At 73.7% G+C, this 23,852-nt stretch carries 20 protein-coding genes; 10 read left to right on the top strand and 10 right to left on the bottom strand.

The window, feature by feature from the left end:
* Positions 1–120: 120 nt before the first annotated feature.
* Positions 121–3,138: a M14 family zinc carboxypeptidase gene (locus AB0H75_RS23885; RefSeq protein WP_367799515.1), complete on the bottom strand. Its 3,018-nt coding sequence runs from the start codon at positions 3,136–3,138 to the stop codon at positions 121–123.
* Between the two features lie 222 nt (positions 3,139–3,360).
* Here AB0H75_RS23885 and AB0H75_RS23880 point away from each other — a divergent pair, with 222 nt between their 5' ends.
* Entirely contained in the window at positions 3,361–4,257 is an 897-nt protein-coding gene (locus AB0H75_RS23880) for a coiled-coil domain-containing protein (RefSeq protein WP_367799513.1), read from the top strand.
* On the opposite strand, the gene AB0H75_RS23875 is transcribed toward AB0H75_RS23880, so the two are convergent.
* Positions 4,239–5,555 carry a GH1 family beta-glucosidase gene (locus tag AB0H75_RS23875; RefSeq protein ID WP_367799511.1) on the bottom strand — a complete coding sequence of 439 codons (1,317 nt, stop codon included), beginning with the start codon at positions 5,553–5,555 and terminating at the stop codon, positions 4,239–4,241. The two genes, AB0H75_RS23880 and AB0H75_RS23875, sit on opposite strands and share 19 nt — an antisense overlap.
* A 104-nt stretch (positions 5,556–5,659) precedes the next feature.
* On the opposite strand from AB0H75_RS23875, the gene AB0H75_RS23870 reads away from it, so the two are divergent.
* Positions 5,660–6,298: a TetR family transcriptional regulator gene (locus AB0H75_RS23870; RefSeq protein WP_367799509.1), complete on the top strand. Its 639-nt coding sequence runs from the start codon at positions 5,660–5,662 to the stop codon at positions 6,296–6,298.
* Between the two features lie 9 nt (positions 6,299–6,307).
* Here AB0H75_RS23870 and AB0H75_RS23865 read toward each other — a convergent pair whose 3' ends face one another.
* Positions 6,308–7,231, bottom strand: coding sequence for an aldo/keto reductase (locus AB0H75_RS23865; protein ID WP_367799507.1), 924 nt, complete (start codon positions 7,229–7,231; stop codon positions 6,308–6,310).
* 79 nt (positions 7,232–7,310) lie between these two features.
* Here AB0H75_RS23865 and AB0H75_RS23860 point away from each other — a divergent pair, with 79 nt between their 5' ends.
* From AB0H75_RS23860 to AB0H75_RS23835, 6 genes are all read left to right on the top strand, one after another.
* Entirely contained in the window at positions 7,311–7,670 is a 360-nt protein-coding gene (locus AB0H75_RS23860; RefSeq protein WP_367799505.1) for a MerR family transcriptional regulator, read from the top strand.
* Between the two features lie 36 nt (positions 7,671–7,706).
* Positions 7,707–9,158 carry a penicillin-binding transpeptidase domain-containing protein gene (locus tag AB0H75_RS23855; RefSeq protein WP_367799503.1) on the top strand — a complete coding sequence of 484 codons (1,452 nt, stop codon included), beginning with the start codon at positions 7,707–7,709 and terminating at the stop codon, positions 9,156–9,158.
* A 419-nt stretch (positions 9,159–9,577) separates the two neighbouring features.
* Positions 9,578–10,357 (top strand): AMP-binding protein, encoded by a 780-nt coding sequence (locus AB0H75_RS23850; RefSeq protein WP_367799501.1) that lies wholly within the window; start codon positions 9,578–9,580, stop codon positions 10,355–10,357.
* Between the two features lie 120 nt (positions 10,358–10,477).
* Complete coding sequence (locus AB0H75_RS23845) at positions 10,478–11,776, top strand: ABC transporter substrate-binding protein (protein WP_367799499.1); 1,299 nt, start codon at positions 10,478–10,480, stop codon at positions 11,774–11,776.
* A 49-nt stretch (positions 11,777–11,825) separates the two neighbouring features.
* The gene (locus AB0H75_RS23840; RefSeq protein WP_367799497.1) at positions 11,826–12,713 is read left to right on the top strand and encodes a carbohydrate ABC transporter permease; all 888 of its coding nucleotides are present in this window, start codon (positions 11,826–11,828) and stop codon (positions 12,711–12,713) included.
* Positions 12,710–13,570, top strand: coding sequence for a carbohydrate ABC transporter permease (locus AB0H75_RS23835; RefSeq protein ID WP_367799495.1), 861 nt, complete (start codon positions 12,710–12,712; stop codon positions 13,568–13,570). Before AB0H75_RS23840 ends, AB0H75_RS23835 begins: the two co-directional genes overlap by 4 nt.
* Positions 13,571–13,573: 3 nt before the next feature.
* Here the strand turns inward: AB0H75_RS23835 and AB0H75_RS23830 are convergent, their stop codons facing one another.
* The 6 genes from AB0H75_RS23830 to AB0H75_RS23805 form a co-directional block, all read right to left on the bottom strand.
* Entirely contained in the window at positions 13,574–14,578 is a 1,005-nt protein-coding gene (locus tag AB0H75_RS23830; protein WP_367799493.1) for a 2-hydroxyacid dehydrogenase, read from the bottom strand.
* Positions 14,575–15,192, bottom strand: a complete 618-nt coding sequence (locus tag AB0H75_RS23825; protein ID WP_367799491.1) for a histidine phosphatase family protein — start codon at positions 15,190–15,192, stop codon at positions 14,575–14,577. The genes AB0H75_RS23830 and AB0H75_RS23825 overlap by 4 nt, the downstream gene beginning before the upstream one ends.
* Positions 15,189–16,610, bottom strand: coding sequence for an FGGY-family carbohydrate kinase (locus tag AB0H75_RS23820; RefSeq protein WP_367799489.1), 1,422 nt, complete (start codon positions 16,608–16,610; stop codon positions 15,189–15,191). The genes AB0H75_RS23825 and AB0H75_RS23820 overlap by 4 nt, the downstream gene beginning before the upstream one ends.
* Positions 16,607–18,085, bottom strand: a complete 1,479-nt coding sequence (locus AB0H75_RS23815) for an FGGY family carbohydrate kinase (RefSeq protein ID WP_367799487.1) — start codon at positions 18,083–18,085, stop codon at positions 16,607–16,609. The genes AB0H75_RS23820 and AB0H75_RS23815 overlap by 4 nt, the downstream gene beginning before the upstream one ends.
* A gap of 192 nt (positions 18,086–18,277) precedes the next feature.
* On the bottom strand, positions 18,278–19,246 hold the full coding sequence (locus AB0H75_RS23810; protein ID WP_367799485.1) for a sugar-binding transcriptional regulator: 969 nt from the start codon (positions 19,244–19,246) through the stop codon (positions 18,278–18,280).
* A 63-nt stretch (positions 19,247–19,309) separates the two neighbouring features.
* Positions 19,310–20,290 carry a helix-turn-helix domain-containing protein gene (locus AB0H75_RS23805; RefSeq protein WP_367799483.1) on the bottom strand — a complete coding sequence of 327 codons (981 nt, stop codon included), beginning with the start codon at positions 20,288–20,290 and terminating at the stop codon, positions 19,310–19,312.
* A gap of 58 nt (positions 20,291–20,348) precedes the next feature.
* Between AB0H75_RS23805 and AB0H75_RS23800 the strand changes: the two genes are divergently transcribed.
* On the top strand, positions 20,349–21,557 hold the full coding sequence (locus tag AB0H75_RS23800) for an MFS transporter (RefSeq protein ID WP_367799481.1): 1,209 nt from the start codon (positions 20,349–20,351) through the stop codon (positions 21,555–21,557).
* 52 nt (positions 21,558–21,609) lie between these two features.
* Here AB0H75_RS23800 and AB0H75_RS23795 read toward each other — a convergent pair whose 3' ends face one another.
* The gene (locus tag AB0H75_RS23795) at positions 21,610–22,599 is read right to left on the bottom strand and encodes a LacI family DNA-binding transcriptional regulator (protein ID WP_367799479.1); all 990 of its coding nucleotides are present in this window, start codon (positions 22,597–22,599) and stop codon (positions 21,610–21,612) included.
* 84 nt (positions 22,600–22,683) lie between these two features.
* Between AB0H75_RS23795 and AB0H75_RS23790 the strand changes: the two genes are divergently transcribed.
* Positions 22,684–23,844 carry a CynX/NimT family MFS transporter gene (locus tag AB0H75_RS23790; protein WP_367799477.1) on the top strand — a complete coding sequence of 387 codons (1,161 nt, stop codon included), beginning with the start codon at positions 22,684–22,686 and terminating at the stop codon, positions 23,842–23,844.
* Positions 23,845–23,852 lie beyond the last annotated feature (8 nt).

Raw genomic sequence — 23,852 nt, 5'->3', positions numbered from 1 at the left:
GCCTCCTGCTTGACCGAATGCTTGCTTGACGTAGGTACGCCTCAAAGGCGACCGAATCATGTTCTGTCCGGTCGCGCAAGAGGGGCGCGGCCCGCGCCGCGCCCCTCCCCGAGGATGCCGCTACCTGCGCTCGCCCAGCAGGTGCCGCATGGACCGCTTGACCAGATCCGTACGCGCCGCCTGGTCGGTCACGCTCTCCACGCCGAAGCCGAGGTACACGGTGTCCCTGGTGACGATGCCGCCGCCCTCCTCGAAGACCTGGTCGGTGCGGAACCAGTTGTTGATCGAGGCCGAGGTGCCCGCGGGCGGGGCGCCCACGCTCCAGCCGCCGAGATCCGTCTCGAACGAGGTCTGCGCCGTCGTCGCGCCGTCCAGCGTCACCGCGGCGTCATCCAGGAAGACGCCCGCGCCCTGGGTGGACCAGTCGCTGATGTAGGAGATGGACAGCTCCACCCGCTTGCCCGCGTACGGGGTCAGGTCGATCCGCCACTGCTGCCAGCCGCCGGAGTTGCCCGAGGCGGCGTGCCACGCGCCCGAGGAGCCGGTCGGCTCGCAGTTCGGGCCCTGGTAGCGCTGGGTGAACGGGTGGATCTGGCGCCAGCCGCCGCTGTTCTCGGTCTTGCAGCTCTCGCCGGTGTTCTGGCTGGTGTGCCCGTTGGCGTCGGGCAGCGTGGTCCAGTCGTCACCGCCCACCGTGTGGGCCTCCACGGTCAGGAAGTCCCAGTCGGCCTCGGTGTCGTAGGAGGTCCAGAACGTCAGCTCGCCGCTGCTGCGGCCGGTGAGGTCCACGGTCGTGGTCAGCCGCTTCCACGCCACGTCGGAGATGCCGCTGTAGACGTCCCAGGAGCCGGTGTGCGGGTCGAACGGGCCGCCGGGGCGCACCCACTTGATCCGGGCCGAGGAGGCGAACAGCGGGAACTGCTCGGGCGGCAGGATCGCCGAGGTGGCCACGAAGGAGTTGGTGTGGCTCTGCGCCAGCGTGGCGCCGAATCCCTCGAACGCGCCGCCGTTGCCCGCCAGCGGGAACGGCTGCCCGGTGGCCTGGTCGGTGCCGGCGTCGTCGAAGAAGACGTAGGCGCCCAGGTAGTACTGCTGGAAGTCGTTGAACACCTGGATGCACGGCGGGTCGTTCGCCACCGCGCACTCGGGCTGGTCCGCGTCCGGCTCGTAGTAGTACGCGCCGTTGTTGTTGGCCGCGTACGACGGGTACTTGCCGGCGTGCAGCAGCTTGCCGCCCTCGTTCAGGTAGTCGCGCACCGCCAGCTCGGTCCGCACGCCGCCCCTGGACGTGGTGCCGGCCACCTGGCCTTGCGACCTCGGGATGATGTCGTCGCCGGTCTCCCACACCACCGCCTTGTAGTGGCTGAGCACGCCGAGCGCGTGCGGTGGCACCCGGCCCATCTTGTCCATGTCGTAGACGTCGGAGGAGTAGCCGGCGGCCTGGAGCGCGGCGGTGTAGGCGCCGGCGTACTTGGCCTCGGTGCCGCCCTGGGCGGGGCTGAGGCCGGTGACGTCCTCGGTGGCGAGCACCAGCACCTGGCCGCCGATGTCGGTGGCGACGGTGTAGGTGAAGTCGGCGCTCTTCTTGCCGAGCGAGGTGAACCAGACCTTGACCTTGTCGCCCGGCCTGGTTCCGGTGATCTTGCCGCGCAGCCAGTGGTAGTAGCGGTCGTAGCCCTTGCCGTAGCGCTCGCCGCCCTTCCACTCGCCCGTCAGCGCGGTCCGGGTGCGCCCGCCGTTGACCTGCCAGTTGAGCAGGACGGGGCCGAGCTTGCGCTTGGCGTTGACCTGGACGACCTGGTCGCGGCCGTAGCTGTACTGGAACGGGTCGAGCACGAAGTCGGGGGTGGTGTTGCCCAGGTGGTTGACCGGCTCGACCGGGTTGACCGCGGATTTCGCGACGTCGAGCGCGAACGGCAGGTTCTTCTCGAACTCCGCCTGCACCAGGGCCTCGTCGTCGGGGAAGACGAAGCCGCAGCCGTCGCACCCCTCCTCCAGCTCCGGCGTCCAGGCCAGCGTGCCGTAGCGCAGGTGCGCGTGGTCGGTGGTCTCGCCGTTGGTGGTGTACAGCTCGGCGCCGAGGTCGGGGTCGAAGCCGGGGACCGCGGGCTTCTCGTCGTCGCCGGTGATCGCCTCGTAGATCGGGTTGTCGGCCGTGGGCGTGGCGATCTGGAAGCCGGTGGGGTAGAGCAGCAGCGGGCCGTAGGAGTGGTAGTTGAGCTGCATCTCGAAGCCGACGCGCCGGAGCAGGCCGTCCAGGGCCCTGGTCTCCGGCTCGCTGGCCGGGCCGGCGCCGCGGTAGGTCTCGCTGCTCGGGATGCTGGAGGAGCCCTCTTCGTCGTAGTGGAAGTTGGTGGGGAAGTTGCGGTTCGGGTCAACGCCGTCGCCGACGGTGATCTGGCCGTCGCCGTTCACGTCGCGCAGGTTCTTGCGCCACAGGCGGTTGCCCTCGGTGAAGGTGAAGTCGTAGCCGTCGGGGTTGGCCACCGGGACGAACCACAGCTCGGTCCTGTTGAGCAGGTCCTTGAGCGTGCCCTTGTTGGCGAGGACGTACTTCAGCAGCCGCATGTCCACCTCGGTGGCGATCCACTCGCGGGCGTGCTGGGTGGCCGAGTACAGGGCGGCCGGCTTGAGGCCGTCGGGCAGCAGCCTGGCTCCGGTGCTCACCTTGGCGGCGAGGATGTCCTGCCCCCGCAGGGTCCTGCCGATGGACTGGAGCTTGACGACGTCCTTGTTGGCGTCGGCGAGGGCCTTGAGCTGGTCGGCGATGCCGCCGGGCTCGGAGTAGGACCTCCAGACGTTGTAGCCGCCGGCGGCCTGCGCCCTGGCGGCCTCCTGCTGGGTCTGGCCCTGCGGGTTGCGCACGGGCTCGGGCTTGTAGCCGAGCTTGGTGAGCCCGGCCAGGTCCGCCGCGGCGGCGGTCAGCTCGACGTGCTCCTTGCCGCCCTTGACCTCCTGCTGGACGACGTCGAAGCCTTTCTCCCTGAGCGCCTGGCCGGTGCCGGGTGCGCTGTCGAGCTGGTAGAGCTCGATGCGGTCGGCGGGCCCTGGCGCCGCGGCCACGGGTGCGGGGACGGCCACGAGGGCCGTGCCTAAGCCGAGAATGACGGCCGCGGCGAGGGTCGTTGATCGAGACACGCTGGTCTGCCCCCTTTGAGACGAGCCTCTTTCCTGGAACGAAGTTCGACCGCCATCTCAGACCGTTGGAGCGATCTATACAAGGCCCAACTTTTTACCTCCTCCTTAATTCCGGCAAACCTCTTGAACTTCGCCAAAGGTGCAGCAGTTCGGTCGTTCGGATGACAGGAAACAAGATCATCTTCTATAGTTTCGGACCGACTGTGTAGGGAGGGGACGGGTGTGAGAACCGGGCGCGTCGCCGTTCTGGTCGCCGTCCTCGCCGGGCTGCTCGCCCTCACCGGCACCCCACCGGCCTCGGCCGACCCCAGCCCCGCCGAGCTGCGCAGGCTCACCAGGCAGGCGGCCCAGCTCAACGAGCGCTACCGCGGCCAGATCCAGAGCCTGGAGGAGATCAGGATCCAGGCCAAGAAGGCCACCGACACCAGCGGCGACCTGGAGGCGCGGCTCAGGGCCGCCCGGGCGGAGGTGGGCCGCATCGCCCAGAACTCCTACATCCTCGGCCCGCTCGACACCTCCCAGATCTTCGGCATGCGGGCCGAGCCCCACCAGGTGCTGGGGCAGGCCGCCAACCTCGCCTACATGGCCGTCGAGCGCACCGAGCGGGTCAGGAGCATCGAGCGGCTCATCGAGAAGTCGAAAGAGGCGAAGCTCAACGCCAACGACAAGATCGAGAAGATGAAGAAGGAGATCAGGCGCCTGCAGAGCAAGCGCGACGAGATCCAGCGCCTGCTCGACAAGTACGGCTTCCAGCAGCCCGGCGGCGCCGAGGGCCTGACCCCGCGCATGATCGCCGTCCGCGCCGAGATCATGGCCAACTTCCCCATGAAGTACGGCGTCGGCTGCCTGCGCCCCGGCGACCCCGGCGAGCACGGCAAGGGCCGGGCCTGCGACTTCATGATGTCACGCGGCGGCACCATGGCCAGCGGCGCCGACGCGGCCAACGGCGACGCCCTGGCCGACTGGCTGATCAAGAACGGCGCCCGCATCGGCGTCATGTACATCATCTGGAAGCAGCGCTACTACGACATCCGCTCGGGCGGCGGCTGGGACCCGATGTCCGACCGCGGCGGCGTCACGGCCAACCACTACGACCACGTTCACGTGTCGGTGTTCTGACCCTCCAGGAAGCCGGCGAACCACCGGTAGGACGCCTTCGGGGTGCGGCGCTGCGTCGCGAAGTCCACGTGCACCAGGCCGAAGCGCTGGTGGTAGCCCTCGGCCCACTCGAAGTTGTCCAGCAGCGACCAGACGAAGTAGCCGCGCACGTCCACGCCCTCGGCCATCGCCCGCCGCATCGCCGCGATGTGGCCCTCCAGGAACGCGATGCGGCCCGGGTCCTCGACCGTGCCGCGCTCGGTGAGCACGTCCTCCTGCGAGCAGCCGTTCTCGGTGATGTACACCGGCGGCAGCGCGGCGCCGTAGCGGGCCTTGAGCCCGGTCAGCAGCTCGCGCAGGCCGTCGGGGACGACCGGCCAGCCGAAGGCCGTGGTGGGATGGCCGGTGATGCCGGCGTCGGCGAAGGGCAGGCCCGCGCCGTCCGCCGGAGCGGCGATGCGGGTGGGGTTGTAGTAGTTGATCCCGAGGGCGTCGACGGGCGTCGCGATGACGTCGAGGTCGCCGTCCGCCACGCAGTCGAGCCCCGGCGGGTACGCCGACAGGTCCGGGTACGCGCCGAGCAGCACCGGGTCGTTGAACAGGCGGTTGTGCAGGATGTCGTACGCCTCGGCCGCCCGCAGGTCGGGCTCCTCCCGCGAGGCGGGCCGCACCGGGGTGCAGTTGTTGGTGATCGCCACCTCGCGCGCGCCGGCCGCGCGCAGCGCCCGCACGGCCAGGCCGTGGCCCAGGAGCTGGTGGTGGGCGGCGGGCAGGGCTCCGGTCAGCAGCGCCCGGCCGGGGGCGTGCACGCCCATCGCGTAGCCGTAGGCCATGTGGACGAACGGCTCGTTCAGCGTGATCCACAGCGGCACCCGGTCGGCCAGGCGCCCGGCCACCACGGCCGCGTAGTCGGCGAAGCGGGCGGCGGTGTCGCGCTCCAGCCAGCCGCCGCGCTCCTCCAGCGCCTGCGGCAGGTCCCAGTGGAACAGCGTCGGCACCGGCCGGATGCCCGCCGCCAGCAGGGCGTCCACCAGGCGCTCGTAGAAGTCGAGGCCCTTGGGGTTGACCGCGCCGGCGCCCTCGGGCAGGACGCGCGGCCAGGCGACGGAGAAGCGGTAGGCGTTGACGCCGAGGCCGGACATGAGGGCGACGTCCTCGGGCCAGCGGTGGTAGTGGTCGCAGGCCACGTCGCCGGTGTGGCCGTCGCGCACCCGGCCGGGCTCGCGGGCGAAGGTGTCCCAGACGGACGGGCCGCGGCCGTCCTCGGCCGTGGCGCCCTCGATCTGGTAGGCGGCCGTGGCCGTGCCCCACAGGAACATCACCGGCTCCTCACGTTGATCCGAGCGGGGATACGAGTGGGGCTCATGTTAACCCGGGTCCGTGGGATTGCCTTTACCTGCAGGTAATGCGCGAGGATGGGGGCATGACGAGTGTCTTGCGCCGCCGTCCCGCCCAACGTCGCAGCGCGGTGCGCGTGGAGCGGATGCTCGACGAGTGCGCGCTGCTGCTCGACGAGGTCGGCTACGAAGGGCTCACCACCAAAGAGGTCGCGCGCCGCGCCGAGGTGCCGATCGGCACGTTCTACCAGTTCTTCCGCGACAAGCAGGCGCTGGTGCGGGCGCTCGCGCTGCGCAACCTCGACGCGTTCCTGCGGCGGATCGCGCAGCGCGTCGACACCGCCGACCTCGCCCACTGGACCGACCTGGTCGATCTGGCCGTGGACGAGTTCGTCGACATGAAGCGCACCACGCCCGGGTTCGCGGTGGTCGACTTCGGCGAGGTGCTCGTCGCGCCCGGGGGGCCCGCGCTGCCGGGCACCCACCGGGCGCTGGACGAGGCCAGGGAGAACAACGCGATCGTGGCCGGCCGGCTGCGCGCCCTCACCCGGGAGCTGCTGGACGCGCCCGCCGGGCCGGGGCTCGACCGCGCGCTGCTGGTGGCGGTGGAGGCCACCGACGCCGTGCTCAAGCTGGCCTTCCGCGCCGACCCCGCGGGCGATCCCGCCCTCGTCGCCGAGTGCAAGCAGCTCGTCCGCCGCTACCTCGCCGACCACCTGCCCTGATCCCCGCCGTCACCGGGGCTCGTCGAGGCGGGCCTTCAGCTCCTGGTCCAGCTTGAGGCCGGTGGCGCCGATGGCCTCCTCCAGCTGCGCCATCGTGGACACCCCGACGATCGGCACGATGCCGTCGGCCATCAGCCAGGCCAGCACCACCTGGTTGACGGTCGCGCCCAGCTCCCCGGCCACCTCGCGCAGCACGGCCAGGCGGCGCGTGGTGCCCGGGTGGTCGTAGATCTCCGGGATCGGCCGGTCGGGGCGCGTGTAGGCGCCGAACATCAGCGTGTTGTACGCCCACAGCGTCAGGTCCGGCTCGGCGGCCAGGTAGTCGAGCAGGTCGTCCGTGACCAGCCGGTGCCCGGACTCGGCGGGCCTGGCGAGCGGGCGCGGCCGCAGGTAGGTGTGGCGGAGCTGCACGTACGTGTAGGGCAGCCAGCCGCGCGCCGCCGACAGGTTGCGCGCCCGCTCCAGCCGCCAGGCGGCGAGGTTGCTGGCCCCGATCGCCCCGACCTTGCCGGCCCGCGCCAGCTCGTCGAAGGCGCCCAGGGTCTCCTCCAGCGGCACCGTGTGGTCCTCGATGTGCGCCCAGTACAGGTCGATGCGGTCGGTGCCGAGCCTGCGCAGGCTGCCCTCCGCCGCCCGGGCGACGGCGGCCGCCGACAGGCCCTCGGCGGAGTCGAGCGTGAGGTCGCCGGGCACGGTGGGCCGCGCGCCGCCCTTGGTGCTGATGAACATCTGGTCGCGGTTGCCGCGGGCGGCCAGCCAGGCCCCGATCGCCTGCTCGCTCTCGTCCCCCGTGCGGCCCTCGACCCAGAACGGGTAGTTGTTGGCGGTGTCGAGCATCGTGCCGCCGGCCTCCTGGAAGCGGTCCAGGATGGCGAAGGTGTCCGCCAGGCCGACGCTGGTGCCGAAGGGGATCGTGCCGAGTGCGAAATTCATGGCCACGACTGTGCGGGCTGGAGCGCACTCCATGTCAAGCGGTTGACCTGGAGCCCGCTCCAGGTGAGATCCTTGGAGCGTGAGCGTCTACACACCAGCGGAGGCCGTCGAGGAGACCGGCTTCTCCCTCGACACCCTGAGGTACTACGAGAAGATCGGGTTGCTGGAGCGCGTGGACCGGAACGCCGCGGGCCAGCGCAGGTTCAGCGAGGAGGACATCGGCTGGCTCGGCATGCTGCGCTGCCTGCGTGACACGGGCATGCCCATCGCCACGATGCTGCGCTTCGCCGAGCTCGTCCGCGCCGGCGATCACACCGTCCCCGACCGCATCAGGCTGCTGGAGGAGCACGACCGGCAGGTGCAGGCGCAGATCGCGAACCTGGCCGAGCGCCAGGGCTACATCCACCGCAAGATCTCCTACTACCGCAGCATGCTCTAGCCTCCCCTTTGCGTCCCGGCTGCTAGACCGAGATCCATGGCCGGAGCGCGGAGCGGGCGGATCAACGTGTCGGCGGGACGGGTCGCCCTGCTCTGCGGCGGCATGCTGTTCGCGCTGCTGGCGCACGTCACGCTGGTGCAGGCGTTCGGCTCGCACACGCTGAACGCCGACCGCAGGAACGAGCGGCCGCTGATCGAGCGCTACGGCCATCCGCGCGGCACCATCCGCACCTACGACGGGACGGCCGTCGCCGAGAGTCGCCCGTCCGGCGGCGGCCCGTACCGCTACCGGCGCGTCTACCCGCACGGCGAGGTCTACGCGCCGGTCACCGGCCACCTCGCGCTGCACCGGGCGACCGGCATCGAGCGGGCCCAGGACGGGGTGCTGTCCGGCGACGACGCCCGGGTCAAGGTGCGCTCCCTGGTCAGGGCGGGCCAGAGCGAGGGGGCCGACGTCCGGCTGACGATCAGGGACCGCGCGCAGCGGGCGGCCTACGAGGGGCTGCGGGCGGCCGGCGTGCCGGGGGCGGTGGTGGCGCTGGACCCGGCGACGGGGGCGGTGCTGGCGCTGGCGTCGTACCCGTCGTACGACCCGAACGCCTTCACCACCTTCGACCGGGCGCGGCTGGCCGAGGCCGGCCGACGGCTGCACCGGGACCCCGGGCGGCCCCTGCTGAACCGGGCGCTGAACGGCGCCTACCCGCCGGGCGCCACGTTCAAGCTGGTCACCACGGCGGCGGCGCTGGCCTCCGGCGAGTACACGCCCGCCAGCCTGCTCGACGCGCCCGCGCTGCTGCCCCTGCCGGGCGGCCGGGAGAGCGTGCGCAACAACCCCGGCTGCCGCGACCCGCGCCCCACGCTCATGTACGCCTTCCAGGTCTCCTGCGAGACGGCCTTCGCCGGGCTCGGGCTGCGGCTCGGGCAGGACCTGCTGCGGGACCAGGCGGAGGCGTTCGGGTTCAACGCGGGGCCGCCGGCGATCCCGCTGCCCGTCACCCCCAGCCGCTACCCGGCGGGCCTGGACCGGGCGCAGACCGCGCTGGCCGCCATCGGCCGCCACGACGACCGGGCCACGCCGCTGATGATCGCCATGCTGTCGGCGGCCGTGGCCAACGGCGGCGTGCTCATGCGGCCGTACCTGGTGCAGGAGGTGCGGCTGCCGGGCGGCTCGGTGATCAACCAGGCCGCGCCGGCCCCCTGGCGGACCGCCGTGCCGCCCACGCTGGCCAAGCACCTGGCGGCGCTGATGACGACGGTGACGCACGCGGGCGGCACCGGCACCGGCGCGGCCCTGCCCGGCGTGGAGGTGGCCGCCAAGACCGGCGAGGCCGCGGCCGGGCCGGGCGCGGAGGAGCACGCGCTGGTCACGGCGTTCGCGCCGGCGGACCGGCCGGAGGTCGCGGTGGGCGTGGTGCTGGAACGCCCGGGAGCGCGGGCGCGGGCGGTGGCGCCCATCGCCCGCGCCGTCATCCAGGCCGCCCTCTCGTGAGCGCCGACGGCCGGCCGCGTACACAGTTCGTCGCACGGGCGGCCGGGAGCCGCCGGGCGGGCCGACTCTCTACACATTGCCGGGGTGGGCCGGTTACATCGTCGAATGGCCAGGTCGGCCCATGTGCCGGGGTCTGCCGCTCGCCTACCGTTTCCTTGTGCGCGTGGGGAGGAGGGAGCCCCGCGCGGCGCGGACGTCACGCGTCCGCCAGGGGGCCGGGCCTCTTCGGAGGGGTGGGGGCCCGGCCCCGGCGCGTGACAGCGGGCCCGGGTCGCGCAGGACCCGGGCCCGTCCGTGCGCCCGGAGGCGGCCCGCGAGGGCGGCCCCCGAGGGCGGTTCCGGCGGCGGGCCCAGATGCACATCGGCCTACATACATCGGCGGATGCCCGGTTCGCGGCGGCGGTCGTAGCTTGGCGGGCATGAAGCCCACGGCCTCGGCCACCGTGATCAACGAGGTCTTCCGCCGGGCGTACGAGCGCGGCGAGCGGCCGGCCCTCGTCGATCTGCGCGGCGGCCACGTCCACGGCTACCGGCGGCTGGTGACCGAGGTGACCAGGGCGGCCTCCGGGCTGGTACGCGCGGGCGCCCGGCGCGGCCAGGTGGTGGGCGTGCACGTCTCCACGGCGGGCGCGCAGACCCTGGCGGTGCACACCGTGCTGGCCGCCGGAGGCGTGGCCGCGCCGCTCGACCCCGAGCTGGACACCGGCCGCCTGGCCGCCCGGCTGCGCGAGTGCGGCGCGCGTGCCCTCATCACCACCCCCGACCTGGCCGCGACGGCGGCGCGGGCGGCGGAGGCGGCGCGGGTGCGGCAGCTCGTCTCGTTCGGCGCGGCGCCCGGCGCGCTCGACTTCCGCGCCCTGCTCACGCTGGAGCCCACCGCGCTGCCCCCGGTGCACGCCCGGCACCAGACCGCCCTGCTGCTGGCCGGCGGCGCCCCGCCCGCGCGGCGGCTGTCGCACGCCGAGCTGCTGGCCACGATGGCCGAGCTGGACCGGCCGGTCCGCCTGCGCGAGTCCGACGTGGTGCTGATCACGCGGCGGCCCGGCGGCGACGCCGATCTCGTCGCGCTGATCGGCCTGATCCTGTGGAGAGGCGCGCTGGTGGTGGCCTCCGGCGGCCTCGAACTGCCCGACACCCGCCGTGACTTCGGGGTCACCGTGGCCGAGGCCCCCGGCGGCGGCCTCGAACGCGTCGGGTGACTATGCGGAGCTGTTACCCCCCATCCCTTGACGGCCCCTGGCGGAAGATGGGTTGATAGCCCCGTTGACAACGTTGTCAAGAATCACCTACTTCGGGGGACTTCGAAGGGATGGTGTGCGATGCGACGGTGGTTAGCGACTGCCTCGATCATGATGGCCGGCGTCCTGAGCCTCGCCGCGTGCGGCGGCGGAGGCGGTGGCGGTGGCGGGAGCACGCAGCAGCCCGCCGCGAGCGGCGGCAAGCAGCAGGTCGAGGTCTTCTCCTGGTGGACCGGGCCCGGCGAGGCCGACGGCCTGGCGGCGATGCGGAAGATCTTCGAGCAGCAGAACTCCGCTTACTCCTTCTTCGACGCCGCCGTGGCGGGCGGCTCCGGTGACAAGGCCAAGGCGTTGCTGGAGTCCAAGCTCCAGGCGCAGCAGCCGCCGGACACCTTCCAGGGCCACGCCGGCGCCGAGCTGCAGGGCTACATCAAGGCCGGCTACCTGGAGGACCTGACCTTCCTCTACGACGAGCTGAAGCTCAAGGACATCTTCCCCGCGCAGCTCGTGGACCAGATCAGCGTGGAGGGCAAGATCTACTCGGTGCCGGTGAACATCCACCGCTCCAACGTCCTCTGGTACAACCCGTCGGTGCTCAAGGAGGCGGGCGTGAGCGCCGCGCCGAAGACGATCGACGAGTTCGTCGCGGCGCTGGAGAAGGTCAAGGCCAAGGGCAAGGTCCCGCTGTCCATCGGGTCGGAGTGGACCGTCACCCACCTGCTGGAGAACGTGCTGCTCGGCAGCCTCGGCACCGACGCCTACAACGCGCTGTTCAAGCCGGGCGCCAACTGGAACAGCCCCGAGGTCACCAAGGCCCTGGAGAGCTTCGCCAAGATCTACTCGTACGCGGGCGACCCGCAGGACGACTGGCAGCCCGCCGCCAAGCAGGTGGCCGACGGCCAGGCCGCGTTCAACATCATGGGCGACTGGGCCTACGGCTACTTCCACAACCCGCCCGAGGGCGGCCTCGGCAAGACCTCCAAGACCGACTTCGACTGGGCGCCGGCCCCCGGCACCGAGGGCACCTACCTCTGGCTGTCCGACAGCTTCACCCTGCCCAAGGGCGCCAAGCACCGTGACGGGGCCGTCGCCTGGCTCAAGGTCGCGGCGAGCAAGGAGGGCCAGGACGCCTTCAACCCGAAGAAGGGCTCCATCCCGGCCCGCACCGACGCCGACAAGTCGCTCTACACCGACTACCTGGCCGACGCGCTGAAGGACTGGTCGAGCAACAAGCTCGCCGGCTCCATCCAGCACGGCGTCTCGGTGAACCAGCCGTGGCTGGCCGCCATCAACGAGGCGGTCGGGCTGTTCGTCGGCAGCAAGGACGTCAAGGCCCTGCAGAAGGGGCTGGCCGACGCGGCCGCCGCGAACGCCCAGTGACGCATCGAGCGGGACGCGGCGGCGCCGCCCGCCGCGTCCCCGGGAGGGAATGGCCGTGAGGCGGGTACGCGCGTGGCTGCCCGGGCTCCTCCTCGTCGCCCCGTCGATCATCGCGATCGGCGTCTTCGTGTACGGCATGCTGGGCTGGAACTTCCAGCTCGCCATGACCGACAAGCACAGCGAGGTGGCGGAGGGGACGTTCGTCGGGCCGCGGAACTTCATCGACATCTGGGACCAGCCGCGCTGGCACCTCTCGGTGAACCACACGATCGTGTTCACGATCGTGTTCGTGCTGGGGGCGTTGCTGCTGGGCTGGCTGCTGGCGTTCCTCATGGAGAAGGGGATCAGGGGCGAGGGCACGTTCCGGGCGGTCTACCTGTTCCCGATGGCGATCTCGTTCGTGGCCACCGGCATCGTGTGGCGGTGGCTGATGAACTCGGGGACGGGGGAGCGGGCGGTCGGGCTCAACCGGCTGCTCGGCTACCTGGGGCTGCCGGAGTGGCACTGGTTCCGGGACCAGGACTGGGGCATGGCGGCGATGGCGCTGCCCGCCATCTGGCAGATGTCCGGATACATCATGGCGTTGTTCCTGGCGGGCTTCCGCGGCGTGCCGGAGGAGCTGCGCGAGGCGGCGCGGGTGGACGGCTGCGGCGAGTGGCGCGTCTACCGGTACGTCGTCCTGCCCATGCTGCGGCCGGTGCTGCTGTCGGCGCTGATCATCCTGGGGCACATCTCGCTCAAGGTCTTCGACCTGATCGTGGCGGTGTCCGGCAAGCAGATCATCACCGACGTGCCGGCGGTGTTCATGTGGGTGGCGGTGTTCGACTCCCACGACCCGGCGAAGGGGGCCACGATCGCCTCCTACATCGTGGTGAGCGTGGCGATCTTCGTGATCCCGTACCTCATCTGGTCCGTGCGCAAGGAGAGGCGGTCATGACGGCGGTGGCCGGGCGGCACGGAGCCGCGTTCCGGTGGACGCGGTTCGGGGTGCTGGTCCTGTTCGTGGTGGTCTTCCTCGTCCCGATCTACGTGTTGCTGGTCACCAGCTTCAAGCCGCTCACCGAGGCCGACCCCGGCCAGGCGTGGAACCTGCCGCGCACGTGGACGGTCGAGGCGTGGCGGGTGGCGTGGGAGAAGCTGGCCCCGGGGTTGTGGAACAGCGTGCTGCTGGCCGTGCCCGGCTCGCTGCTGTCGTGCGCGCTGGGCTCCATGAACGGCTACGTGCTGTCCAAGTGGCGCTTCCCCGGGGCGGACGTGTTGTTCACGCTGTTCCTGTTCGGGATGTTCATCCCGTACCAGGGGGTGATGATCCCGCTGGTGCAGCTCCTGGTGCGGCTCAACGAGCTGACCGGGCTGGACGGCGTCTTCTACGGCGGCATCCCCGGCCTGGTGCTGGCCCACGTCGTCTACGGCATCCCGATCTGCACGCTGATCTTCCGCAACTACTACGTCACGATCCCCGACCAGCTCATCGAGGCCGCCCGGGTGGACGGGGCCGGGATGTTGCGGGCGTACCGGTCGGTCGTGCTGCCGGTGTCCGGGCCGGCCATCGCGGTGGTCATCATCTGGCAGTTCACCTCGTTGTGGAACGACTTCCTGTTCGCCGTCTTCCTCACCGGGCCGACGAGCTGGCCGGCGACCGTGATGCTCAACAACATCGCCGGCGCGCAGGCCACCCCGTACAGCCAGCAGATGGCGGCGGCGGTCCTGGCCTCGATCCCCACGATGGTCATCTACGTCCTGCTGGGCCGGTTCTTCATGCGCGGGCTCATGGCGGGGGCGCTCAAGGGATAGCGCTCAGGGGGTCGCCACGTGCAGCAGGGGCTCGCCGCGGACGTAGCGGGCCACGTCGGCGGCCACGATCGCGGCGGCCCGCCTCGCCGTCTCCTTGCTCGCCCCGGCCAGGTGCGGGGTCATGACCAGGTTCGGCGCCGTGAGCAGGCGCGAGCCCGGCGGGATCGGCTCCTCGGGGAAGACGTCCAGCGCGGCGCCGAACAGGTGGCCCGACTCCAGCGCGTCGCACAGCGCGTCGTGGTCGAGCAGCGCCCCGCGGGCGCAGTTGACCAGCACCGAGCCGGGCGGCATGGCGGCGATCTCGGCCGCGCCGATCAGGCCGGCCGTCTCCGCGGTGGCGCGGGCGTGCAGGGAGACGAAGCGCGAGCGGCGCAGCAGCTCCGGCAGCTCCACCTTGCCGGGCGCGTCCACGTACGGGTCGTGCACCAGCACCTCGGCGCCGAAGCCTGCGAGCATGCGGGCCACCCGGCGGCCGATCGCGCCGTAGCCGACCAGGCCGGCCGTGCCGCCGTCGAGCTCGGGGCCGACGCGGTCGTACCTGTAGTAGTCGCCGCGCCACACGCCCGCGGCCAGGTCGGCGTGGGTCGGCGGGATGCGGCGGGTGGCGGCCAGCAGCATGGCGAGCGTGTGCTCGGCGGTGGCCACGGCGTTGCGGCCCGGCGCGAACGTCACCGCCACCCCGGCCCGCGCCGCCGCCTCCAGGTTGGCGTTGACCGGGCCGCCCCGGCTGACGCAGAACAGCCGCAGCTCGGGGCAGGCGTCCAGGACCCGCTCGGTCAGCGGGGCCATCTGGGTCACGCAGACCTCGACGCCGCGCAGCGCCTCGATCAGCTCGTCCTCCACGTCCGAGGCCTCGTCCACCTCGCCCACCCGGCCGAACGGCTCCACCGGCCACGGCAGGGTCAGCTCGCGGATGTCCACCTCGCCGGGCACCTCGCGCCGGAGCGCGTCGATCAGCAGGCTGTTCTTGACGAAGTGATCGCCCGCGGCGAGGACTCGGATGGTCAACGGACGGCTCCGATCGGGGAGTTGTAACGCAGCAGCGCGGCCCGGCCGCCGTCGCGCAGGCGCAGCTCGGTCAGGGCGCAGTTGTCCAGGCGCGGGAACAGCCGCCGGTACTCGCCGAGCGGCACCCCGATCAGCCGGCACAGCGCCAGCCTGATCGCGGTCGTGTGCGCCACGACCAGCACGCGCCCGCCGGAGCCGTCGGCGGCGGCCTCCCGCAGCGCGGCGACGAACCGGTCGGCGGCGCGGTGCGGGTCCTCGCCGCCCGGCAGCGGGTGCGCGGCCGGGTCGGCCTCGAAGGCGGCGCGGGCCTCGGGGAAGCGGGCCCGCATCTCCGCCGCGGTCAGGCCCTCGCCCCGGCCGAAGTCCAGCTCGCGCAGGCGGGGGTCGGTCCGCGGGCCCAGCCCGGCCGCGGCGGCCGCCGCCTCGGCGGTGACCACGGCGCGGCCCAGCGTGGAGGCCAGGACGGCCGTCAGGCCCGCGCCGGCCGCCCAGCCGGCGAGCCGGGCCGCCTGCTCGTGGCCGCGCGGGGTCAGCTCGACGTCGCTGACGCCGGCGTAGCGGTTCTCGGCGTGCCAGACGGTCTCGCCGTGGCGGGCGAGCACGAGGTCGGTCATCGGGCGATCCTCTCGCGGGCGTGCGCGGCGACGGCCGGATCCAGCCAGCCGCGCCGCTCCAGTTCGGCGACGAAGCGCGAGTACGCCTCGCGCGGGGCGGGGCCGGCGGGCTCGACCACGGCGCGGGTCCTGATCATGCGGGCGGGATCGCCGCCGGCCAGGACCGCCATGCCGAGGGCCGGCTCGGCGTTCTCGCGCAGCGTCACGGGACGTCCCAGGACGTCCGCGCGCAGCCGGGTCCAGTAGGCGCTCCTCGTGGCGCCGCCGGTGAGGATGATCTCGCCGTCCACGGGCGCGCCGAGCAGGTCCAGGTAGTCGAAGCACAGGCGCTCCACGAACGCGGCGCCGAGCAGGATCGCGGCGTAGCGCTCGACGTCGTCGGCCGGCTCGCCGAGCGTGAAGCCCTCGGCGTCCGGGGCGGCGAACGGGAAGCGCTCCCCGCGCGAGACCAGCGGGTAGGTGACGGCGGGCGGGTGGGAGGTGTAGCGGGCGCGGGCCTCGGCGGCGAGCAGGTCGAGGTCGGCGCCCGGCAGGTCGCGGGAGAGCGCGCCCGCGCCCGTGCCGGACGCGCCGCCCGGCAGCCAGGAGCCGTCGGGCGCGCGGTGGGAGTAGACGACGCCGAGCGGGTCGTGGATCAGCTCCTCGGTCACGCCCTTCAGCACCAGCGTGGTGCCGAGCACCGAGTTCCAGCTCCCGGCCCGGGTCGCGCCCGCGCCGAGCTGGGCCGCGCAGCCGTCGGTGGTGCCGGCGAGCACCGGCGTGCCCGCCGGGATGCCGGTCTGCCCGGCGGCCTCGGGGCAGACCGTCCCGAGCCGCGCGCCGGGCCGGACGACCCCGGGCAGCGCGCCCGGGGGCAGCAGCTCCAGCACCTCCTCCGGCCAGCGCTCGGCGACGAGGTCCACGCCGGTCTTGAGCGCGTTGCCCAGGTCGGTGGCGACCTCGTGGCCGACCAGCCGCCGGTTGACGAAGTCGCTCTGGTGGGCGGCCCGCGCCCCCGCCGGGGCGTCGCGGAACAGCCACAGCAGCTTCGGCAGCGCCCAGGTGGGCTGCATGCGCCGGTAGCCCAGGCGCTCCCACACGGCCGCGCCCGCCTCGTTGGCCCGGTCGGCGGAGGCGCGGCGGTCGTCGTACATGAGGGCGGGGGTGAGCGGACGCCCGCCCCGGTCGGTGAGCAGGACCGTGCCCGAGGTCGCCGCCACGGAGACGCCCCGCACCCGGTCCGGGGCCACGTCGCGCAGCGCCTCGCGGGTGGCGGCGGCCAGCTCGCGCCACCACTGCTCGGGGTCCTGCTCGTGGCGGGGCCCGTCGCGGTGGCTGGTCAGGGGGCGGGCCGCGGCGCCGGCCACCTCGCCGTCCTCGCCCACCGCGAGCGCGCGCACGCTCTGGGTGCCGAGGTCGATGCCGATCCACACGCTCACGCCCGGCCCCGCATCTCCGCCAGCAGCGGCCAGGTGCCCGCGCTGCTCGCCCGCAACGTGGTGAAGTCGGCGAACAGCCGGTCGTAGAACGCCCGGCGCGCCGGGTCCGGCTCGACCGCGTCGCGCAGACGTACGTGCTCGTCGGCCGCCGCGGCGACCGACGGCGCCGCGCCCGTGGCCGCCAGCCCCGCCAGGTACGCCCCCCGCGCCCCCACCTCGGCGTCGGCCGGCCGCCGTACGGGCAGGCCCGTGACGTCGGCGATCAGCCCGAGCCAGGCCGCGCTCGCCGCGCCGCCGCCGCACACCCGCAGCTCGCCGGGCACGGCGCCGGTGGCCTCCAGGCAGTCGCGGATGACCATGCTGAGCCCTTCGAGCGCGGCCCGCGCGACCTGCTCGCGCCCGTGCTCGAACGACAACCCCAGCAGCGCGCCCCTGGCCAGCGGGTCGGAGAACGGCGCCCGCTCGCCGGCCGGCGACAGGTAGGGCAGGAACGCCAGCCCGCCCGCGCCCGGCCGGCTCCGCAGCGCCAGCTCGCCCAGCTCCTCCGGGCCGCGCAGCCCCAGCAGGCCGCACGTCCACCGCACCACCTCGGTGCCCGCGAACGTGGGGAAGGCCCGCAGGTAGCCGCCGGGCGTCGTGACCGTGATCCCGGCCGGCTCGCCCCCGAGCGCGGGCGCCTCGACGATCACCTCGGTGCACAGGGTGGTGCCGAGGATGCCGCACGCCTGCCCGGCCGTCACCGCGCCCGCGCCGAGCGCGGTCGTCACGATGTCGTAGGGCGCCATCACGACGGGGACGCCGGCGGGCAGGCCGAGGGCTTCGGCGGCGCGCGGCGCCAGCCCGGCGACCGGGCAGGAGCGCACCGGGGGCAGCAGCCGCCCGGCCCACTCCATCCCGTACAGGCTCAGCAGCTCGGGCGAGTACGCCCGCGTCCGCAGGTCCATGAAGGGCGCGGAGGCGTCGGACTCCTCGGCCGCCCTCTCGCCGGTCAGCCGCAGGTAGATCCACCCGCCGCAGGTCAGCATCGTGGCCGACCGGTCGAGCCGGTCGGGGTCGTGCGCCCGCAGCCAGGACAGGATCGCATGCGGCAGCCCGGACGCGGCCGAGGAACCGTTGATCCGGAAGGCCGCGGCGGCCAGGCCCTCGCGGGTCCAGGCGTCCACGGTGGCGGCGGCGCGGGCGTCGTTCCAGAGGACGGCGGGGCCGGTCGGCGCGCCGGCCGCGTCCACCAGCCAGCAGCCGTCGCCCTGGGCGGTCACCGCCAGCAGCTCGACCGGGCCGGACGAGCGGGCGGCGACCTCGCCGACCGTGGCGGCGACCGCGTCCCAGACCGCCTCCATGTCCTGCTCGGCGTGGCCGGGAGCGGGCCTGGAGACCACGGTCTGGCGGCGGGCCAGCGCCGACTCCGCGCCGGCGGCGTCGTACGCGACCGCCTTGATGACCGTGGTCCCGGCGTCCACGCAGATGATCGTCATCAGGCCCTTCCGCGGGAGGTCCTGGACCGCCGCGACACGGAGTCCGCGATCACCGCGAGCAGCGGCGCGCCGGACGCGAGAGTCCGCATATGACGCTCCTTCGGATTTCTGAAAGCTCGCTGGCGCGGCTCACGTTAGCGCGCGGTCGGAAACTTTGTCCAGCACATATGTTCAGGACGGATCTGGGTGGGTTCAGAGCTGGCGGGCGGCGGCCACCAGGCCCTCCGCCGTCGGGGTGTCGGTGACGAGCTGGTTGAAGTAGCCGCCCCTCGCCCCGGCCACGATGGACAGCACCTTCTCGGCGCCCACCGCGACCGCGATGACGGCCGGTACGCGGCGCAGCTCCTCCGGCCTGGCGGCCACCAGCCGCTCACTGCCCGGATAGGTCACCGGGGCGCCGTCGCGGTCGTAGACCCGCATGCACACGTCGCCCACGGCCTGGCGCAGGCTCTCGGCGTCGCGCGGCATGAGCGAGGGCACCACCTGCCGCATCAGCGGCGCCGAGCCGACGCCGACGAGCGCGCACCTGGCCTGCGCCCAGAGGTCCATGACGCGGCGCACGGACGGCTCGTGCTGGAGCGAGTAGAACAGCTCGGGGCCGGGCAGCGCGGGCGCGTACAGGTAGGCGGGCACGCCGCCGAGGCGTTCGGCCAGGATGCGGGTGGTCTCGTTGGTCTGGAACCAGGGCTGCGGCTCCTGCTGGCCGCCGACGGCGGGGGCGACGGTGACGCCGGGGAAGCGGCCGAGGTCCTCGCGGGCGCACTCGTACACGGTGGTGCCGGAGGAGACCAGCACGACGTCGCCCGACTCCAGGCCCACGCCGGCCAGGGCGCGCGCCACCCCGGGCGCCAGCCACGGGCCGAGCGCCGGGCCGCTGACCCTGGGCACCAGGTGCACGTGCCGCAGGCCGAGCGCCCGCGCCACCTCCTCGGCCAGCGGGCCGTCGGACAGCGTGGCCGGGCGGTGCACCCTGATCTCCACGATGCCCTGCCGGCGGGCCTCGGTGAGCAGCCGGCTCACGGTCGCCCGGGAGACGCCGAGCCGCTGGGCGACGTCGCCCTGGGTGGCGTCCTCCAGGTAGTACTGCTGCGCCGCCGCGTACATCAGCTCCTGCGGGAACCTGGCCGGCTGCGCTTCGGGGGCGACGTCGGCGGCATCCATGCGCGCGCTCCTTGAACAGATGTGCAGAAGTGATGTGCGACGACTATACCTTCGGGCCTCAGGCTAGCCGTTGATCAACGCGTCGCCGAGCGGCGTGCGGGTGTAGAGGACGCCGCGTCCCACGCGGGTGCCGGTGATCAGCCCGGTACGCCGCAGCGCCGCGACGTGCTCGCCCGTCGTGCCGGGGCTCTGGCCCAGCAGGGCGGCGAGCTGGGTGGTCGTGGCGGGCTCGGCCAGCTCGGCCAGGATGCGGGCGCGGCTGCGGCCGATCAGCAGCGACAGGTCGGCGTCCGGGCGCGGCGGGGCGGCCGCGAGGCCGCGGGCGGGGTAGAGCAGCGCGTACGGCCAGGGCTCCTCCAGGTAGGTCGCGATCGTCGTCATGAAGGCCGACGGCAGGAAGAGCAGGCCCCTGCCGCCGAGCCGGGCCGACTCCTCCCGCCCCGAGAGCATCCGCAGCTCGATGTGGCCGCCGCGGCGCCAGCGGACGCGCGGGCTCAGGTCCTCCAGCGCCGCCCGCCAGCCGTAGGCCGCCAGCCGGCCCGCCCGGTGGGCGACGTCCCGCTGGAGGATCGCGCGCAGGCGCGGCCAGTCGTGGACCAGGATCTGCGACCACAGCGCCTCGTACGCCTCGGCGAACCGCTCCACCACCTCCGGGCCGAGCAGCAGGTCGCGTACCCAGCCGGTGACCGGCGGCCGCAGGGCCAGCACCCGCTCGACGTCGGCGTGCGCCTGCGCGAGCGGCGTCGCGCGCATCGCGGCCAGCTCCTCCTCGAAGGTCACGTCCACGGTGGTCGGGGGAGGGGCGATGAAGTTGACGTTGCCCGCTCCCAGGTTGCCGCTGACCGCGGCGGCGGCGCGCAGCATGGGGTGGCGGCGGACCAGCCTCTCGTACGTGCCGCGCCACCGCTCCACCCAGCCGCCGTGGGGTCCCGGCCGCACGCGCCCGGCCAGCATCCACTGGGCGTGCATGGTCTCGATCAGCGGGGAGATCGCGAACCTGCTGGCCATCAGGTCCTGCGGGGTGACCTCGATCCTTACCGGCACCTTTCGGTTATATCCGAAGAAGTCGCGGATCGCGGAGGCCGTCCGCACCATCGGTCGGGTGAAGGGCGCGACGTTCGGCGAGGTGTTCGCCGTCAGGGAGTTCCGGGTGCTGTTCGGCAGCTTCGTGCTGCTCATCGCCGGGGACGTCATCAAGATGCTGGCGCTGTCCGTGCTGGTCTACGCCAGGACCGGCTCGGCCGGGCTGTCGGCGGCGGCCTACATGGCGGGGTGGCTGCCGTTCATCGTGGGCGGGCTGTTCCTGCTGTCGCTCGCCGACCGGCTGGCGCCGCGGGCGCTGATGATCGCCGGCGAGCTGGTGCGGGCGGTGACCTGCCTGGTGGTGGCGTACGCGGGGCTGCCGGTGTGGGGGCTGCTGGCGCTCGTGCTGGTCACCGGGCTGTTCTCGCCGGTGTTCTTCGCGGCGCGGGCGGCGATGCTGCCCGAGGTGCTGCCCGGGGACGCGTTCGTGCTCGGGCGGTCGGTGCTGAACGTGGCCTCGGCGAGCGCCCAGATCGTCGGGCTGGCCGCCGGAGGCGCGTTCCTGGCCGTCACCGGGCCGTCGGGGGCGCTGGCCGTCACCGCGGCGCTGTCCGTCGTGGCGGCCGTCGTGCTCCGGGTGGGCCTGCCCTACCGCCCCGGCCGCACCGGCGGGCCGGACGCCCCGGGATGGGGCGGAGCGGTACGGGAGACGCTGCGGGTCAACCGGCGGCTGATCGGCGACCGGCCGGTACGCGGGCTGCTGCTCGCCGGCTGGCTGCCGTGCGTGTGCCTGGCCGGGGCCGAGGCCATGGTCGTGCCCTACCTGGGCGGGCAGGGCCGGGCCGGGGTGGTGCTGGCGGCGGCCGCGGCCGGCATGGCGGTGGGGGAGTTCGTGGTCGGCCGCTTCGCCCCGCCGAACCTGCGCGAGCGGCTGTCGCTGCCGCTGGCGGTGCTGCTCGGGGTGCCGTGGGTGGGGTTCGCGCTCGCGCCCGGCGTCGGGTGGGCCGCGGTGCTGGCGGGGCTGGGGGCGGCCGGGCTGGCGTACCAGCTCGGGTTGCAGCGGCGGTTCGTGGACGCGGTGCCGGAGGAGGTGCGCGGGCAGGCGTTCGGGCTCCAGTCGGCGGGGCTGATGAGCGGGCAGGCCGCGGGGGCGGCGCTGATCGGCGCGGTCGGCGAGGTGACGGGGCCGGGGACGGCGATCGCGGCCGCGGGGGTGGGGGGCGTCCTGGTGGCGCTGGCGCTGACCGGCGTCCTGCGCCCGTCCCCCACCCCCACCCCCACCCCCTGACCCGCCCCGTGCCTCCGCCCTGCCGACCGACCGGCCGGGCCGGGGGTTTCCGTCAGGGGGCGCGAGGGGGGAGTTCGCCCGAGCCGCGGGGGATCAGGCGGACCGGGAGCTGGATGTGCTCGGGCGGCCCGCCGTCGCCGCGCAGGCGGCGGAAGAGCAGCTCCGCCGCGACGCGTCCCATCCAGGCCGGGTCCTGCGCCACGACCGTCACCCCCGGCCGCAGCAGGTCGGCCAGCTCGAAGTCGTCGAAGCCCACCAGCGCGACCTCGCGCCCGCCGAGGGCCCGCAGGGCGGCCACCGTGCAGCGCCCGTTGCCGGTGAAGAGCGCGGTGGGCGGCCGGTCCAGGGCGAACATGCGCTCCAGGTCCGCCCGCGCCGTCCCCGGCGCCGGCGGGCGCATCGCCACCAGGCGCGGGTCGTACAGGCCGCCCAGGGCGTCGCGGTAGCCGCGGTGCCGCTCGGCGGCGGTGTAGATGGCCGGGTCGTCGCCGAGGAAGGCGATGCGGTGGTGGCCGTGCCCCAGCAGGTGCCGGACGGCCTGCTCGGCCCCGCCGGCGTTGTCGGCCAGCACGGTGTCGGCGTCGAACCCCGCCCCAGGCGGCCGGTCGGCGAAGGCGACCTTCGTGCCCGCCGCCAGCTCCGGCCGCAGGTAGCCGTGGTCGTCCCCGGCCGGGACGATGACCAGCCCGTCCACCCGCCGGGCGCAGAACGTCTCGACCAGCTCCCGCTCCCTGCCCGGCTGCTCCCCGGACGAGCCGCTGAGCAGCAGGCAGCCGTGGCCGATCACCACGTCCTCGACGGCCCGGCTGAGCCCCGCGTAGAAGGGGTCGGCGACGTCCTCGATGACCAGCCCGATCGTGGCCGTCCTGCCCCTGCGCAGCACCCGCGCGCTCTCGTTGCGGCTGTAGCCCAGCCGCTCGATGGCCGCGCGGACGCGCTCGGCGGTGGCCGGACGGACGCCCGGCTCGCCGTTCACCACGCGCGAGACGGTCTTCAGCGCCACGCCCGCCGCCGTGGCGACGTCCTTCATCGTCGGTCTCACGCCAGTCGGTTCCACGCCAGGATGATGTCTTACCAGGCAGGGGCCGGACAACGTTGTCAAGCCGGTGTGCCAGAGTGGGGCCCTATGTCCTTGCGCTCCGCCGTGCTCGTGGCCGGATTCGTCCTGGCCGCGCTCAACCTGCGCCCGGCCATCGCGGGCGTCTCCCCCCTCCTCGACGAGATCATGAACGACGTGCGGCTGTCGCCCGCGGGCGGCGGCGCGATCACCACGGTCATGGTGCTCTGCCTGGGCGTGTTCGGCCCGCTCGCGCCCCTGCTGGCGCGGCGCGTCGGGCTCGACCGCACGCTGCTGGCCGGCCTGCTCGTCATCGCCTGCGGCGTGGCGCTGCGCGGCCTCGACGGCGCGCCGGTGCTCTACCTCGGCTCGGCCCTGGCCGCCACCGCGATCGCGGTCATGAACGTGTGCATGCCCGGCATCGTCAAGCAGCACTTCCCGTCCAGGATCAACCTGATGACCGGCGTCTACGTCGCGGCCGTGGCCGGCGGGGCGGCCGCCGCCTCGGCCGCGGTGGTGCCCGTCGAGCACGTGACCGGGTTCGGCTGGCGCGGGGTCACGGGGCTGCTGGCCGTGCCCGCCCTGCTGGCGGCGCTGCTCTGGCTGCCGCAGGCCCTCGGCAGGCAGGACGTCCCGCGCAACGGCCCCCGGCCCTTCGGCACCGTGCTGCGCACCCGCGTCACCTGGTACATCACCGCCCTGATGGGCCTGCAGTCGCTGACCTTCTACGTCGTCCTGGCCTGGCTGCCGACGATCTTCCTGGAGCGCGGGGTGCCCGCCGACCAGGCCGGCTACCTGCTCAGCCTGACGAACCTGGTGCAGGTCGCCGCCTCGCTCGCGGTGCCGGTGCTGGCCGGGCGGCGGGCCTCGCAGGTGCCGTACGTGGTCGGCGCGGGCCTGCTGACCGCCCTCGGCTACCTCGGCGTGCTGCTGGCCCCGACCACCGTCCCGTGGGTGTGGATGGTGGTGCTCGGCGTCGGGCAGGGCGCGTCGTTCGCGCTGGTGCTGCTCATCATCGCGCTGCGCCCGGCGGACCCGGCCACGGTGACCGCGCTGTCGGCCGTGGCCCAGTCGGCCGGCTACGTCATCGCCGCGCTCGGCCCGCTGCTGTTCGGCTTCCTGCGCGAGCTGTCGGGCGGCTGGTCGGTGCCGCTGGTCGTGGGCCTGGGGGTGCTGGCGTTGCAGATCCTGGCCGGCTGGCTCGCGGGCCGCCCTGCTACGTTCGGGTGAGCATGACC

The organism is Nonomuraea sp. NPDC050783, assembly GCF_040802095.1.
In the GTDB taxonomy this organism is placed as follows: Bacteria; Actinomycetota; Actinomycetes; order Streptosporangiales; family Streptosporangiaceae; genus Nonomuraea.
This window is presented reverse-complemented; position numbering and strand designations above follow the sequence as displayed.

Coding starts and splice junctions, on each gene's coding strand:
- AB0H75_RS23855 (WP_367799503.1), top strand. CDS start 7,707: ATGGCCGGAGCGCGGAGCGGGCGGATCAACGTGTCGGCGGGACGGGTC.
- AB0H75_RS23840 (WP_367799497.1), top strand. CDS start 11,826: ATGGCCGTGAGGCGGGTACGCGCGTGGCTGCCCGGGCTCCTCCTCGTC.
- AB0H75_RS23825 (WP_367799491.1), bottom strand. CDS start 15,192: ATGACCGACCTCGTGCTCGCCCGCCACGGCGAGACCGTCTGGCACGCC.
- AB0H75_RS23835 (WP_367799495.1), top strand. CDS start 12,710: ATGACGGCGGTGGCCGGGCGGCACGGAGCCGCGTTCCGGTGGACGCGG.
- AB0H75_RS23865 (WP_367799507.1), bottom strand. CDS start 7,231: ATGAATTTCGCACTCGGCACGATCCCCTTCGGCACCAGCGTCGGCCTG.
- AB0H75_RS23845 (WP_367799499.1), top strand. CDS start 10,478: ATGCGACGGTGGTTAGCGACTGCCTCGATCATGATGGCCGGCGTCCTG.
- AB0H75_RS23810 (WP_367799485.1), bottom strand. CDS start 19,246: ATGGATGCCGCCGACGTCGCCCCCGAAGCGCAGCCGGCCAGGTTCCCG.
- AB0H75_RS23850 (WP_367799501.1), top strand. CDS start 9,578: ATGAAGCCCACGGCCTCGGCCACCGTGATCAACGAGGTCTTCCGCCGG.
- AB0H75_RS23870 (WP_367799509.1), top strand. CDS start 5,660: ATGACGAGTGTCTTGCGCCGCCGTCCCGCCCAACGTCGCAGCGCGGTG.
- AB0H75_RS23875 (WP_367799511.1), bottom strand. CDS start 5,555: ATGTTCCTGTGGGGCACGGCCACGGCCGCCTACCAGATCGAGGGCGCC.
- AB0H75_RS23815 (WP_367799487.1), bottom strand. CDS start 18,085: ATGACGATCATCTGCGTGGACGCCGGGACCACGGTCATCAAGGCGGTC.
- AB0H75_RS23790 (WP_367799477.1), top strand. CDS start 22,684: ATGTCCTTGCGCTCCGCCGTGCTCGTGGCCGGATTCGTCCTGGCCGCG.